General features: G+C 65.6%; 13 protein-coding genes. 10 read left to right on the top strand and 3 right to left on the bottom strand.

Annotated elements, in window-relative coordinates; translation table 11 throughout:
• Positions 1-13: 13 nt before the first annotated feature.
• The 10 genes from AB4Y43_RS07230 (at position 14) to nagZ (ending at position 10443) form a co-directional block, all read left to right on the top strand.
• A complete protein-coding gene (locus AB4Y43_RS07230) occupies positions 14-1531 on the top strand; it encodes a DegQ family serine endoprotease (RefSeq protein WP_368604849.1) in 1518 nt (505 codons plus the stop codon).
• 5 nt (positions 1532-1536) lie between these two features.
• The gene (locus tag AB4Y43_RS07225) at positions 1537-1872 is read left to right on the top strand and encodes a glutaredoxin family protein (RefSeq protein ID WP_368604850.1); all 336 of its coding nucleotides are present in this window, start codon (positions 1537-1539) and stop codon (positions 1870-1872) included.
• A gap of 174 nt (positions 1873-2046) precedes the next feature.
• Positions 2047-3840, top strand: coding sequence for a translation elongation factor 4 (lepA, locus tag AB4Y43_RS07220; protein ID WP_368727350.1), 1794 nt, complete (start codon positions 2047-2049; stop codon positions 3838-3840).
• A gap of 33 nt (positions 3841-3873) precedes the next feature.
• Positions 3874-4770 carry a signal peptidase I gene (gene lepB / locus AB4Y43_RS07215; RefSeq protein ID WP_069262567.1) on the top strand — a complete coding sequence of 299 codons (897 nt, stop codon included), beginning with the start codon at positions 3874-3876 and terminating at the stop codon, positions 4768-4770.
• Positions 4771-4981: 211 nt separating this feature from the next.
• Positions 4982-6151 carry a ribonuclease III gene (gene rnc / locus AB4Y43_RS07210; protein WP_368727349.1) on the top strand — a complete coding sequence of 390 codons (1170 nt, stop codon included), beginning with the start codon at positions 4982-4984 and terminating at the stop codon, positions 6149-6151.
• 54 nt (positions 6152-6205) lie between these two features.
• On the top strand, positions 6206-7111 hold the full coding sequence (gene era / locus AB4Y43_RS07205) for a GTPase Era (RefSeq protein WP_342945452.1): 906 nt from the start codon (positions 6206-6208) through the stop codon (positions 7109-7111).
• Positions 7112-7129: 18 nt separating this feature from the next.
• Positions 7130-8143, top strand: coding sequence for a DNA repair protein RecO (recO, locus tag AB4Y43_RS07200; protein ID WP_368727348.1), 1014 nt, complete (start codon positions 7130-7132; stop codon positions 8141-8143).
• Positions 8140-8904: a pyridoxine 5'-phosphate synthase gene (gene pdxJ, locus AB4Y43_RS07195; RefSeq protein ID WP_069262563.1), complete on the top strand. Its 765-nt coding sequence runs from the start codon at positions 8140-8142 to the stop codon at positions 8902-8904. The genes recO and pdxJ overlap by 4 nt, the downstream gene beginning before the upstream one ends.
• Before the next feature lie 55 nt (positions 8905-8959).
• A complete protein-coding gene (gene acpS, locus AB4Y43_RS07190) occupies positions 8960-9358 on the top strand; it encodes a holo-ACP synthase (RefSeq protein ID WP_069262930.1) in 399 nt (132 codons plus the stop codon).
• Positions 9359-9402: 44 nt separating this feature from the next.
• Complete coding sequence (gene nagZ / locus AB4Y43_RS07185; RefSeq protein ID WP_069262562.1) at positions 9403-10443, top strand: beta-N-acetylhexosaminidase; 1041 nt, start codon at positions 9403-9405, stop codon at positions 10441-10443.
• 89 nt (positions 10444-10532) lie between these two features.
• Here nagZ and AB4Y43_RS07180 read toward each other — a convergent pair whose 3' ends face one another.
• From AB4Y43_RS07180 to efp, 3 genes are all read right to left on the bottom strand, one after another.
• Positions 10533-11918 (bottom strand): sigma-54 dependent transcriptional regulator, encoded by a 1386-nt coding sequence (locus AB4Y43_RS07180; protein ID WP_069262561.1) that lies wholly within the window; start codon positions 11916-11918, stop codon positions 10533-10535.
• A 335-nt stretch (positions 11919-12253) separates the two neighbouring features.
• Positions 12254-12463, bottom strand: coding sequence for a CsbD family protein (locus AB4Y43_RS07175; protein ID WP_028206671.1), 210 nt, complete (start codon positions 12461-12463; stop codon positions 12254-12256).
• Between the two features lie 305 nt (positions 12464-12768).
• Positions 12769-13326: an elongation factor P gene (efp, locus tag AB4Y43_RS07170; protein ID WP_069262560.1), complete on the bottom strand. Its 558-nt coding sequence runs from the start codon at positions 13324-13326 to the stop codon at positions 12769-12771.
• Between the last annotated feature and the right edge of the window lie 119 nt (positions 13327-13445).

The following is a 13445-nucleotide window of genomic DNA, read 5'->3' as shown; positions in this document are numbered from 1 at the left end:
GGCTGACTTCGATATGACGATTCTCCCGCTGCGCAAATTCTTCGCGGCCGCGGTCGTGGCGGCGTGCCTGCCGTTGGCACCGCACGTGGCATCGGCGGCGCCGGCTGCCAACCTGCCCGACTTCGCCGACCTCGTGGACAAAGTGGGGCCGTCGGTCGTCAATATCCGCACCACCACACGCGTCTCCTCAGCTCAGCGCGGCCTGCCGCCGGGCATGGATCAGGGCGACATGTCGGAATTCTTCCGCCGCTTCTTTGGCATCCCGCTCCCGCAAGGGCCGCAGGGTGGGCAGGGCGGCGGCCAGGGGGGCAGTCAGGGCGGAAGCCCGGGCGGCGGTTCGGACTCCGGCCCGGACAGCGGCAACGACACCGAGCAGAACAGCGGCGTCGGCTCGGGTTTCATCCTCTCGGGCGACGGCTACGTGATGACCAACGCGCACGTGGTCGACGACGCGGACAGCATCTACGTGACGCTCACCGACAAGCGCGAATTCAAGGCGAAGCTGATCGGCGTGGACGACCGCACGGACGTCGCCGTGGTGAAGATCCAGGCCGCGAATCTGCCGGCCGTGACGATGGGCGATTCGAACAAGGTGCGCGTGGGCGAGTGGGTCGTGGCGATCGGTTCGCCGTTCGGCCTCGAGAATACCGTGACGGCGGGCATCGTGAGCGCGAAGGGTCGCGACACGGGCGATTATTTGCCGTTCATCCAGACCGACGTGGCCGTGAATCCCGGCAACTCGGGCGGTCCGCTCATCAACATGCAGGGCGAGGTGATCGGCATCAACTCGCAGATCTATAGCCGCACCGGCGGCTTCATGGGCATCTCGTTCGCGATTCCGATCGACGAGGCGATGCGCGTGGCGGACCAGCTCAAGTCCACGGGCAAGGTCACGCGCGGCCGCATTGCCGTCGCAATCGGCGAGGTGACGAAGGACGTCGCCGACTCGCTCGGTCTGCCCAAGGCGCAAGGCGCGCTGGTCTCCAGCGTCGAGCCGGGCGGCCCGGCCGACAAGGCGGGCATCCAGCCGGGCGACATCATCCTGAAGTTCAACGGCACGACCGTCGACGCCGCGACCGACCTGCCGCGCATGGTCGGCGACACGAAGCCGGGCACCAAGGCGACCGTGACGATCTGGCGCAAGGGCGCAACGCGCGATCTACCGATCACGATCGCCGAGATGCAGACCGACAAGAGCGCGAAGGCCGACCAGAAAAAGGCGCCCGAGCCCAAGCCGCGCGCGATGAACGCGCTCGGTATCGCGGTGGTCGATATTCCCGCCGACCAGCTCGCCCAGCTCAAGATCAAGGGCGGCGCGATGGTGGACTCGGTCGATGGCCCCGCACAGCGCGCCGGCCTGCAGAAGGGCGACATCATCCTGCGCGTGGGCGACACGGATATCACCAGCGCGAAGCAGTTCCAGGAGGTGACGGCGCATCTCGACTCGCAGAAGACGGTCGCGGTGCTCGTGCGTCGCGGCGACAACACGCAATTCGTGCCGCTGCGCCCGCGCGCGCCGGGGCAGAAGTAACGCCGATGCGCACGCCCATGCGGTCTTCGTCGGCGGCGCCGGGCGCGCTCGAACGCACGAGTGCGCACCTCGTGCTGTATGGGCGCGCGTGGTGTCATCTGTGCGAAGAGATGCGCGTGGCGCTCGCGCCGCTCGCCGCCGCGGCGGGTGCGCGTCTCGACGTCGTCGATGTCGATTCAGACCCCGCGATCCAGGCGCGTTACGACGAGCTCGTGCCGGTGCTCCTTTGCGACGGCATCGAGCTGTGTCACTACCGTCTCGACGAAGCACGCGTGCGCGCTACGCTGGGCCTGAGTGCCGACGCGCCGAACACACCGCCGGCGCCGCCGGGCGGTGCGTGAAACGCGGGCGCGGGGGCGGCGCAAGACGTGCCCCGCGCCATCACACATCCGTTACATCAGCGGACGGTTAGCCTGTGGGACCCCTTTTCGGCTAAAATAGTCCGGTTTTTCATCTGTTTACGAGGCGTGTCCAGCTATCGTTGGGGCGCGCCTTTTTCGCTTGATCGGCACTGAATGGATCATATTCGTAACTTCTCGATCATTGCGCACATCGACCATGGCAAGTCGACGCTCGCCGATCGCATCATCCAGCTGTGCGGCGGCTTGTCCGACCGCGAAATGGAATCGCAGGTGCTCGACTCGATGGATCTCGAGCGCGAGCGCGGCATCACCATCAAGGCGCAGACCGCTGCGCTCTCGTACAAGGCGCGTGACGGGAAGGTCTACAACCTGAACCTGATCGACACGCCGGGGCACGTCGACTTCTCCTACGAGGTGAGCCGTTCGCTCTCCGCGTGCGAGGGCGCGCTGCTCGTGGTGGACGCGAGCCAGGGCGTCGAGGCGCAGACGGTGGCGAACTGCTACACCGCAATCGAACTCGGCGTGGAAGTCGTGCCGGTGCTCAACAAGATCGACCTGCCCGCCGCCAACCCCGAAAACGCCATCGAAGAGATCGAGGACGTGATCGGCATCGACGCCACCGACGCCACGCGCTGCAGCGCGAAGACCGGCCTCGGCGTGGAAGACGTGCTCGAAGCGCTCATCGCCAAGGTGCCGCCGCCCAAGGGCGATCCGCAAGCGCCGCTGCAGGCGCTCATCATCGACTCGTGGTTCGACAACTACGTCGGCGTGGTGATGCTCGTGCGTATCGTCAACGGTACGCTGCGTCCGAAGGACAAGATCAAGCTGATGGCTACCGGCGCGCAGTATCCGGTCGAGCACGTCGGCGTGTTCTCGCCGAAGTCGCGCAACCTCGAGCAGCTTTCGGCGGGGCAGGTGGGCTTCATCATCGCCGGCATCAAGGAACTCGCCGCGACCAAGGTGGGCGACACCGTCACGCTCGCGACGAAGCCGGCGGCCGAGCCGCTGCCGGGCTTCAAGGAAGTGAAGCCGCAGGTGTTCGCGGGCCTGTATCCGGTCGAGGCGAGCCAGTACGACGCGCTGCGCGAATCGCTCGAAAAGCTCAAGCTCAACGACGCCTCGCTGCAATACGAGCCGGAAGTTTCGCAGGCGCTGGGCTTCGGCTTCCGCTGCGGCTTCCTGGGTCTTCTGCACATGGAAATCGTGCAGGAGCGTCTCGAGCGCGAGTTCGACATGGACCTCATCACCACGGCGCCGACCGTGGTGTACGAAGTCGTGCAGGCGGACGGCAGCACGATCAAGGTCGAGAACCCGGCGAAGATGCCGGAGCCCTCGAAGATTGCCGAGGTCCGCGAGCCGATCGTGACGGTGAACCTGTACATGCCGCAGGAGTACGTGGGTTCGGTCATCACGCTCTGTACGCAAAAGCGCGGCAACCAGATCAACATGCAGTACCACGGCCGCCAGGTGCAGCTCACGTACGAAATTCCGATGGCGGAAATCGTGCTCGACTTCTTCGACCGTCTGAAGTCGGTGTCGCGCGGTTATGCGTCGATGGACTACGAGTTCAAGGAATACCGCACCTCCGACGTCGTGAAGGTCGACATGCTGATCAACGGCGACAAGGTCGATGCGCTGTCCATCATCGTCCACCGCTCGCAGTCGCAGTACCGCGGCCGCGAAGTGGCGGCGAAGATGCGGGAGATCATCCCGCGCCAGATGTACGACGTGGCCATTCAGGCTGCGATCGGCGCGCACATCATCGCGCGCGAGAACATCAAGGCGCTGCGCAAGAACGTGCTGGCCAAGTGCTACGGCGGCGACATCACGCGTAAGAAGAAGCTGCTCGAAAAGCAGAAGGAAGGCAAGAAGCGGATGAAGCAGGTCGGCTCGGTCGAGATTCCGCAAGAGGCCTTCCTCGCCATCCTTCGTGTCGAAGATAAATAAGTAACGCAAATAAGCCGGACAACGGATCTCTACATGAATTTCGCGCTGATACTCTTTGTGCTCGTCATCTTGACGGGCGTCGCGTGGGTTGCAGACAAACTGGTGTTCATGCCGCGCCGGCGCCTCGCCGCCGATGCGGCGGTCGCGGAGTTCGACCGTCAGCAGGAGCGTGTGGGCGAGCGCTTCGCCGATGAAAACGCGCCTGTCACGCGTCAGAACCTGCGCAACGACAAGCTGCGCCAGCCGTGGTGGCTCGAGTACACGGCGAGCTTCTTCCCCGTCATCCTGATCGTGTTCCTCGTACGGTCGTTCGTCGTCGAGCCGTTCAAGATTCCGTCGGGTTCGATGGTGCCCACGCTGCTCGTGGGCGACTTCATCCTCGTGAACAAGTTCGACTACGGCATCCGCCTGCCGATCACGAACACGAAGATCACGCAGGGCCGGCCGCTCGAGCGCGGCGACGTGGTCGTGTTCCGCTATCCGAAGGATGAGTCGGTCGACTACATCAAGCGCGTGATCGGCCTGCCGGGCGACGTGGTCTCGTATCAGGACAAGCAGCTCACGATCAACGGCAAGCCGGTGCCGGAAGTGCCGCAGGGCGACTTCTTCGACGAAGAGCGCATCGGCTATGCGAAGCAGTTCACCGAGGACCTCGGCAGCGGCCGCAAGAACAACATCCTCAACAACCCCGCGGTGCCGCCGTTCATCGTAGGCGCAGAGGATTATCCGTATCGCGACAACTGCCAGTACAACGCGCGCGGCGTGATCTGCAAGGTGCCGGCGGGCCATTACTTCATGATGGGCGACAATCGCGACAACAGCGCGGACAGCCGCTACTGGGGCTTCGTGCCCGACGCGAACATCGTGGGCCGCGCGTTCTTCATCTGGATGAACTTCAGCAACCTGCGTCGCATCGGTTCGTTCGAGTAATTCGTGTTGCCTCGACGTGCAATGCATGTAGAGCATGCGCGCGAAGGAGCCATCGAAGCAGCAACAAAAAGCGTATGCGTGAGCACGAGTCTCACTCGCAACGCATCTTCGCGCGCTACTTGAAGAATCCCCGGTAACGTCGCTTCGTCACGGTTTTTCGCCCGCCGCCCCCTGTTTTCGCCGGGGGCGGCGGGCGCGTTATACTCTCCCCATGCCCCAATCTCCGTTGGAAAGCCGTCTGCGCTACGAATTTCGCAATGCGGAATTGCTGCGCCAGGCTTTAACCCACCGCAGTCACAGTGCCACGCATAACGAACGCCTCGAATTCCTCGGTGATTCGGTTCTGAATTGCGCGGTGGCTGCCCTATTGTTCCAACGTTTTGGCAAGCTGGACGAGGGCGACCTCTCGCGCGTGCGCGCGAACCTGGTCAAGCAACAGTCGCTCTACGAGATTGCTCAGGCCCTCAATATCGCCGACGGCCTGCGGCTCGGCGAAGGCGAGTTGCGCAGCGGCGGCTTCCGCCGCCCGTCGATCCTCGCCGACGCGCTGGAAGCGATCTTCGGGGCGATTTTCCTCGACGGCGGCTTCGATGCCGCCCAGACGGTCATTAAGCGCCTCTACGTGCCGATCCTCGATCACATCGATCCGCGCACGCTTGGCAAGGATTCCAAGACGCTGCTGCAGGAGTACCTGCAGGGTCATAAGATCGCGCTGCCGACCTACACGGTCGTCGCGACGCATGGTGCGGCGCACAATCAGCAGTTCGAAGTCGAATGCACGGTGCCGAAGCTCGACGTGAAGGTGTCGGGTTCGGGCGCGAGCCGTCGCGCGGCGGAGCAGGCCGCAGCGAAGAAGGCACTCGACGAGGTCATGGCTGCGGCGCCCGCGCTGGTTGCGAAGCCGCGCCGCTCGAAGGGCGCACGTGCGCCCAAAGCGGAACCCGAGGTCGTCCCCGGCGTGACCGGCGTGCAGGGCGCGCTTGATCTGCGCTCGCCGGAACGCCGCGAGCGTGCCTCGGCGCGCGCCGAGCGTCCGTCGCTAACCGCGGCAGCCGAAGGCGCGCCGCTCGCGGTGATCCGCGCGGCGCACGTCCAGGAGCGTCCGGCGGAGAAGGACAAACCGGCTGAAAAGCCCGCAGAGAAGGCCGAACGCGGTGCAGGGAAGGCCAGCGACAAGCCCGCCGACAAGGCCACGGGCTTCGACGCCGTGCCGAGCGCCGGCGCCATCGGCCACCGTTCGGCCGCGGTGAAGGCCGAAGCGGCGTTGCGCACTGTCGAGCGCGCGCAAACCGCAACGGCCGGCGGCACCAGCGCCGACGCCCAGACCCATGCCGAAGCCACGACGGCCATTCCCGTGCGCGCGGCCGATGCCGGCCACTGATTCCACCGAGGCGCGCCGCGAGCGCGCCTCCCGTTTTTCTATTCCGGTCCGATCATGAACGCTCCCACTTCCACTCCTGCCGGTTTCCGTTGCGGCATGGTCGCGATCGTCGGCCGTCCGAACGTTGGCAAATCGACGCTGATGAACGCGCTGGTCGGCCAGAAGATCAGCATCACGTCGCGCAAGGCGCAGACTACGCGCCATCGCATCACCGGCATCAACACGATCGACGACGCACAGTACATCTTCGTCGACACGCCCGGTTTCCAGACGCGCCACAGCACGGCGCTCAACCGCTCGCTGAACCGCGCGGTGACCTCCACGCTCAGCTCGGTCGATGCCGTGCTGTTCGTGATCGAGGCCGGCAAGTTCGGTCCCGACGACCAGAAAGTGCTCGACCTGATTCCCCCGAGTGCGCCCACGATCCTGATCGCCAACAAGATCGACCGCGTGACCGACAAGGCCACGCTGTATCCGTTCATCCAGCAGGTGCAGGGTCTGCGCGAATTCCGCGAGATCGTGCCGCTTTCGGCAAATAATCCGGACGACATCAAGCGCCTGCTCGCGACGCTCAAGCCGTATCTGCCCGAAGGCGAGCCGATCTACGGCGAAGACGACCTCACCGATCGCAGCGAGCGCTTCCTCGCAGCCGAGATCCTGCGCGAGAAAGTGTTCCGCTGGACCGGCGACGAACTGCCGTACACGAGCACGGTGCTGATCGACAAGTTCGAGCAGGAAGGGCGGCTGCGCCGCGTCTTCGCGACGATTCTCGTCGAGCGAGACACGCAGAAGGCGATGGTGATCGGCCAGAAGGGCGCGAAGCTCAAGCAGATCAGCACCGAGGCGCGACTCGATATGGAGAAGCTGTTCGACGGTCCCGTCTACCTCGAAACCTTCGTGAAGGTGAAGAGCGGCTGGGCCGATAACGAAGCCGGGCTGCGCGCCTACGGTTACGAGTAAGCACGACGGGCACCGCGTATGAGTGACGGCGCAGCCGGAACCCTGCACGACGACTGGCCCGCGCACGATGACGCGCAGGCCGACGAGGCAATCGCTGCGGACGAACCGACCGGTTCCCGCAGCGCGCGGCGCTCGCCCGCGAAAGGCACCCAAGGCACGCCGAGCACGCGAAGCACGAAGGTGACGAAAGGCGCCGCCGCGCGCAACGCGGTGACCGAAGGCGCCGACGCCACGCTCGAAGGCCGCGCCGAGCCGCGCAACGGCCGCAAGACCACCGCGCGCTCGCAATTGCCGCGCGCTTCACGCAGCACGACCCCCGATTACCGCATCGCCGAGCAGCCGGCTTTCGTGCTGCACAGCTATCCGTACCGCGAGACGAGCCTCATCATCGATGTGCTCTCGCGCGATCACGGCCGCGTGGCGCTCGTCGCGAAGGGCGCGAAGCGTCCGCATTCGGCGTTGCGCGGCGTGCTGCAAACCTTCCAGCCGCTCGCGCTTTCGTGGACCGGCAAGGGCGAGGTGCGCACACTCACGGGCGCCGAGTGGGTCGGCGGCATGTTGCCGCTGACCGGCGACGCGCTCCTGTGCGGCTTCTACGTGAACGAGCTGCTCGTGAAGTTCATCGCGCGCGAAGACCCGCACCCCGAACTCTTTCGCCACTACGTCGTGACGCTCACGCGCCTCGCGCACGACGAGCCGCCCGTGCAGGTGCTGCGCTCGTTCGAGCGCGTGCTGCTGCGCGAGGCCGGCTACGCGCTCGCGCTCAACCGCACCGTGAACCGCAAGACCGTCGCGGCCGAAGGGCGCTACGTGTTCGATCCGGAACGCGGCGTGCGCGAAGCATCGGATGAATGGCCTTCTCAATGGCCCCGGCTTTCGGGTCAGACGTTGCTCGACATGGAAGAGGACGATTACCATCGACCCCAGACGGTTGCGCAGAGCAAGGCGCTCATGCGCTTCCTGCTGAACACGTACCTTGGCGGCACGCCGCTCGCGACGCGCCAGATTCTGATCGACTTGCAGAACCTATGAGCTTCTTTCTCACTTCGCCCAACGTGATCGACCTCGGTGTGAACATCGATCACGTCGCCACGCTGCGCAACGCGCGCGGCACCGCTTATCCCGATCCGATCCGCGCGGCGCTTCTCGCCGAAGAGGCGGGCGCCGACGCGATCACGCTGCATCTGCGCGAGGATCGCCGCCATATCGTCGACGCCGACGTGCGCGCGCTGCGTCCGCAGCTGAAAACGCGCATGAATCTCGAATGCGCGGTGACGCCCGAGATGCTCGACATCGCGTGCGAGATCAAGCCGCATGACGTTTGCCTCGTGCCCGAAAAGCGCGCGGAACTGACGACCGAAGGCGGCCTCGACGTCGCGGGCCACTTCGACGCCGTTGCCGCCGCCTGCCGTCAACTTGCCGATGCGGGCTGCCGCGTCTCGCTTTTCATCGACCCGGACGAAACGCAGATTCGCGCGGCGCACGAAACGGGCGCGCCCGTGATCGAGTTGCATACGGGCCGCTACGCCGAGGCGCACGACGCCGGCGAGCAGGAGCGCGAATACGAGCGCGTGGTCACCGGCGTGAGCTGCGGCAACAGCCTCGGACTGAAGGTGAATGCCGGCCACGGTCTGCACTATACGAACGTGCAGCAGATCGCGGCCATCGACGGCATCGTCGAGCTGAACATCGGCCACGCGATCGTTGCGCACGCAATTTTTGCGGGCTGGGAGAACGCGGTGCGCGAAATGAAGGCGATCATGGTTGCGGCGCGCCTCGGCACGCGCGGCTGACTGCTACCCCGCGCCATCGCGTCAGGCGCAATCGACAGACATCGACGGGAGTCTCATGGCGATCTACGGTATCGGCACCGACATCATCCAGGTGAGCCGAGTGGCGGCGGTCATGGAGCGCACCAACGGGCGCTTCGCGCCGCGCGTGCTCGGCCCGGACGAACTCGCCGTCTACGAGGCGCGCAAGGCGCGCTCGGCGGCGCGGGGCCTCGCGTATCTATGCACGCGGTTCTCCGCGAAAGAGGCGTTCTCGAAAGCGATCGGCCTCGGCATGCGTATGCCGATGACCTGGCGCGCCATGCAGACCCTCAACGAGCCGGGCGGCCGTCCGGTGATCGTCGCTTCGGGCGAACTCGCGCGGTGGCTCGACGAACGCGGTATCACGGCGCGCGTGAGCATCACGGACGAGCATGACTACGCGGTGTCGTTCGTGGTTGCGGAAATCAACGGTTGATATCTTTCGCCGTGCGTTGCGCGGCATCTACGCAAAACTCATCGATGAAGAATAATCCCGGGCCAGTCATGCTCGACGTGGTCGGCACCACGCTGAACGACGACGACGTGCGTCGCCTCGCACACCCGATGACGGGCGGCGTGATCCTGTTCGCGCGTCACTACGAGAACCGCGCGCAGCTCGTTGCGCTGACCGACGCCATCCGCTCGGTGCGCGAGGACCTGCTGATCGCCGTCGACCACGAAGGCGGCCGCGTGCAGCGCTTTCGCACCGACGGCTTCACCGTGCTGCCCGCCATGGGGCGCCTCGGCGCCTTGTGGGACAAGGATGTGCTGCTCGCCACCAAGCTCGCGACGGCGGTGGGCTATATCCTCGCGAGCGAGTTGCGCGCGTGCGGCATCGATCTCTCGTTCACGCCGGTGCTCGATCTCGGCTACGGCCAGTCGAAGGTGGTCGGCGATCGCGCGTTCCATCGCGATCCGCGTGTCGTCACGCTGCTCGCCAAGAGTCTCAATCACGGGCTATCCCTTGCGGGCATGGCCAATTGCGGCAAGCATTTCCCGGGGCATGGCTTCGCGACGGCGGACTCGCACGTCGCGGTGCCCGTCGACGAGCGTCCGCTCGAAGCGATCCTCGGCGAAGACGCACAGCCTTACGACTGGCTCGGTCTCTCGCTCACGGCGGTGATGCCGGGGCACGTGATTTATCCGAAGGTCGATGCGAAGCCCGCGGGCTTCTCGCGCATCTGGGTCGAGGAAGTGCTGCGCAAGCGCTTGCGCTTCACGGGCGCGATCTTCAGCGACGACCTCTCGATGGAGGCCGCGCGCCAGGGCGGTACGCTCACCGAGGGCGCGCGCGCCGCGCTCGAAGCGGGTTGCGACATGGTGCTGATCTGCAACCAACCGCACGAAGCCGGGAAGGTGCTCGACGCGTTGCGTACGATGGAGCCGCGCCGCGCGCCCAAGGCTTCGGGCCTGCGCATCAAGCGCATGCGCGCGCGCGGCAAGGCGCAGCGCTGGGACAGGATGGTAGCGGACCCGGGGTACATCGAGGCGCAGGCGTTACTGCGCAGCGTGCTGCCGTGATGTGCTGATTGCTGCATCGGTGGAATGAAAAAGGCTGTCCTTCGGAAACGAAGGACAGCCTTTTTACAACGTGCGTGCGTTTTGCCGATTCAGTTGAGCCGCATGCGCTGGAGCTTGTTATAGAGCGTCTTGGGGCTGATGCCGAGCAGCGACGCGGCGCGGTGCCGCGTGCCGCCCACGGCGTCGAGCGTCGCGCGGATCAGCATTTCCTCCACGTCGGCGAGCGGCGTGCCCACGGTGACCTGCACGCGGCCGCCGTTCATCTCGCGCGGGCCCGCGCCGCTGCTTTCCTCGGCCTGCAGCGTCTCGAGCACCTCGCCCGAGGCGTGCCACGCGCGCCTCACGCGTTCGTGCAGTTCGCGGACGTTGCCGGGCCAGTCGTACGCGAGGCATTCGCGGATAAACGAGGGCGCGACGAGCCGCGTCGCGCCGGCCAGACCGTGCGCCTGGGCCTCCTGATTGAGTTCGTCGATGCAGGCGAGCGCGAGCAGGGCGGCGTCGTCGTCGCGCTCTCGCAGCGGCGGCAGCTGGATCGCCGCCGCATCGAGGCGCAGCCAGAGATCCTCGTGCAGTGCACCCTGCTGGACGGCTTCGCGCGGGTTCGCATGGGTGGCCGCGATCAGGCGGAAATCGGTGCCTACCTCGCTGTTGCCGCCCACGCGCATGAAGGTCTGAGAATCGAGCGCGCGCAGCAGTGTTTCCTGCTGCTCACGCGGCAGGTCGGTCAGCTCGTCGATGAAAAGCGTACCGCCGCTCGCCTGATCGACGAGACCCGGCTCGCGCTGTTCCGCGCCCGTGAACGCGCCGCGCTCGTGGCCGAACAGCACGCTCGCCAGCGGCCGGCCTGCGGCCGCTTCGGCCACGAGCGAGCGGGCGTCGCACACGATGAACGGCCCCTTGCGGCGGCGGCTCAGCTGGTGCAGCGTGCGCGCCGCGACTTCCTTGCCGGTGCCGGCTTCGCCGTGCACGAGCAGCGCCGCTTCGGTGGGCGCGAGCTGTTCGAGCGTGTCGTAGACATGCTGGATCGCGCTGCTGCGGCCGAGCATCGGCCCGAAGTGGCCCATCTTGCGCAGTGTCGCGCGCAGCGCGCTGACCTCCTCGGTTAGCTCGTAGGGACGCGGAATGCGTGCGAGCAGGCTGCGCAGGCGCGGAATGTTGACGGGCTTGAGCAGATAGTCCCAGATGCCGTGGCGCAGGCCTTCGATCGCGCTTTCGACCGTGGCGTTGCCGGTCATCACGATCACCGGCAGGGCGCCGCCTGGCGGCTGCGCCGGCAAATGCGGCAGCAACTCGAGGCCGCCGCCATCGGGCAGGTTCAGGTCGACGAGTACGACGTCGGGGATGAAGCGCGCAAGGGCGGCACGCGCTTCGGCGAGGGTGGCAGCGGTGTCGACGGAGAACCCGTCGGCCGACAGGATCGCAGACAGACCTGACAGGCTATTGGGATCGTCTTCGACAATCAGGGCGTGTGGCATGGCGGTAGCGGCTTACGGATGAGCGCAGTCGCGCCGGTGCTGCGCGCGCGGGTAGCGCGTGCGCCCCGGCAGGCAGCCGCGCGGCGCGCGGGAGCGCGGCACGATGCGAAAGATTTCACCGAGATCACGGAGATGTCTCGTAGCAGGGTGTTCAGTTCCGGTCCTCCCAGTTGTGCTGCGCCAGAACGGGGGCGCGACGGCGTTGCCGGGCAGTGAACTGCCGGCGGGGCCGAGCAGCAGCGCAAGCCGAAGCGCCAGGCGCTTTGGCATGCGTGCAACCCCCTGTTTGCCTGCAAGTGGGCGACGTCCGTACCGGCCATGCCGTGGACGGTGCGTCAGTCGCGTGGCCGGTGCGCGTCGAACCAGCGGCGCACTTCCAGTTCCGCCTCGTCACGCGTCTTGCCGTAACGTTCCTGGATAAGCCCGGCGAGCCGATCCGCACGGCCTTCGGCTTTGGCGAGTTCGTCGTCCGTCAGCTCGCCCCATGCCGCTTTGGCCTTGCCGATCAACTGCTTCCACTTGCCTTCGGCAATGTCGTTGTTCATTGTGTTTCTCCTGATAAGGGGAAAGAGCGTGGTACGCATGCTCTCCCACCCCACAGCAGAAATCGTGCCGCGGGAGTCACTTTGACCGGTGCGCGCTGCCCTTGCTCGCCGCTTGCCTGCTAAAGGCGGCAAGCACGTAATCCATTGCGCATAACCGGTAAGGTTTTCCGTAGCACTCTCAAACATACACGTTCGGCAAAAAAAGAAAAAGCGCCCCGGGGGGCGCTTTCATAGCGGTGTCCGCCTTTTGCCGCTGGGGCAGCCGGCGGGCGCCTTTTCGGCCTGAGGCTGTCGTCAGCCCGCCGTTAGGCGCGGCTGCGGTACTCGTTCGTACGCGTGTCGATTTCGATCTTGTCGCCGATGTTGCAGAAGAGCGGCACTTGCAGCTCGAAACCGGTGTTCAGCTTGGCGGTCTTCAGGACCTTGCCCGACGACGTGTCGCCCTTGACGGCCGGTTCCGTGTAGATGATCTCGCGCACCAGCACGGTCGGCAGTTCGACCGAGATGGCCTTCTCGTTGTAGAACACGACTTCGCAAGCCATGCCGTCTTCGAGGTAGTTCAGGGCGTCGCCCATCATCTCGCCTTCGACTTCGAACTGGTTGTAGTCGGCGTCCATGAACACGTACATCGGGTCGGCGAAGTACGAGTACGTCACTTCCTTGCGATCCAGCACGACGACGTCGAACTTGTCGTCCGCCTTGTACACGGTTTCCATGCCCGCGCCGGTCAGCAGGTTCTTGAACTTCATCTTGACGACGGCGGCGTTGCGGCCCGACTTGTTGTATTCGGCCTTCTGCACGACCATCGCGTCGTTACCGATCATCACGACGTTGCCGACGCGGAGTTCCTGTGCGGTCTTCATAGTAAAAAACTGTCCTGTCCAGATTAAGTAGCTTCGAGTGTGCTCGACGGCAAACGTCGCAAGCGGATTCGGTTGCTGCAGCAGGTGCAGTTGCTGCGACCCTCTTTCATGCGTGCACG

This window comes from Paraburkholderia sp. BR10872, from assembly GCF_040965835.1.
Classification (GTDB): Bacteria; Pseudomonadota; Gammaproteobacteria; order Burkholderiales; family Burkholderiaceae; genus Paraburkholderia; species Paraburkholderia nodosa_A.
Note: the sequence above shows the minus strand (reverse complement) of the source record. Positions and strands in the feature narration are given on the sequence as shown.

Bases quoted from the DNA above. Each gene is read 5' to 3' on its own strand.
- AB4Y43_RS07230 (WP_368604849.1), top strand. From the start codon at position 14: ATGACGATTCTCCCGCTGCGCAAATTCTTCGCGGCCGCGGTCGTGGCG.
- AB4Y43_RS07225 (WP_368604850.1), top strand. From the start codon at position 1,537: ATGCGCACGCCCATGCGGTCTTCGTCGGCGGCGCCGGGCGCGCTCGAA.
- lepA (WP_368727350.1), top strand. From the start codon at position 2,047: ATGGATCATATTCGTAACTTCTCGATCATTGCGCACATCGACCATGGC.
- lepB (WP_069262567.1), top strand. From the start codon at position 3,874: ATGAATTTCGCGCTGATACTCTTTGTGCTCGTCATCTTGACGGGCGTC.
- rnc (WP_368727349.1), top strand. From the start codon at position 4,982: ATGCCCCAATCTCCGTTGGAAAGCCGTCTGCGCTACGAATTTCGCAAT.
- era (WP_342945452.1), top strand. From the start codon at position 6,206: ATGAACGCTCCCACTTCCACTCCTGCCGGTTTCCGTTGCGGCATGGTC.
- recO (WP_368727348.1), top strand. From the start codon at position 7,130: ATGAGTGACGGCGCAGCCGGAACCCTGCACGACGACTGGCCCGCGCAC.
- pdxJ (WP_069262563.1), top strand. From the start codon at position 8,140: ATGAGCTTCTTTCTCACTTCGCCCAACGTGATCGACCTCGGTGTGAAC.
- acpS (WP_069262930.1), top strand. From the start codon at position 8,960: ATGGCGATCTACGGTATCGGCACCGACATCATCCAGGTGAGCCGAGTG.
- nagZ (WP_069262562.1), top strand. From the start codon at position 9,403: ATGAAGAATAATCCCGGGCCAGTCATGCTCGACGTGGTCGGCACCACG.
- AB4Y43_RS07180 (WP_069262561.1), bottom strand. From the start codon at position 11,918: ATGCCACACGCCCTGATTGTCGAAGACGATCCCAATAGCCTGTCAGGT.
- AB4Y43_RS07175 (WP_028206671.1), bottom strand. From the start codon at position 12,463: ATGAACAACGACATTGCCGAAGGCAAGTGGAAGCAGTTGATCGGCAAG.
- efp (WP_069262560.1), bottom strand. From the start codon at position 13,326: ATGAAGACCGCACAGGAACTCCGCGTCGGCAACGTCGTGATGATCGGT.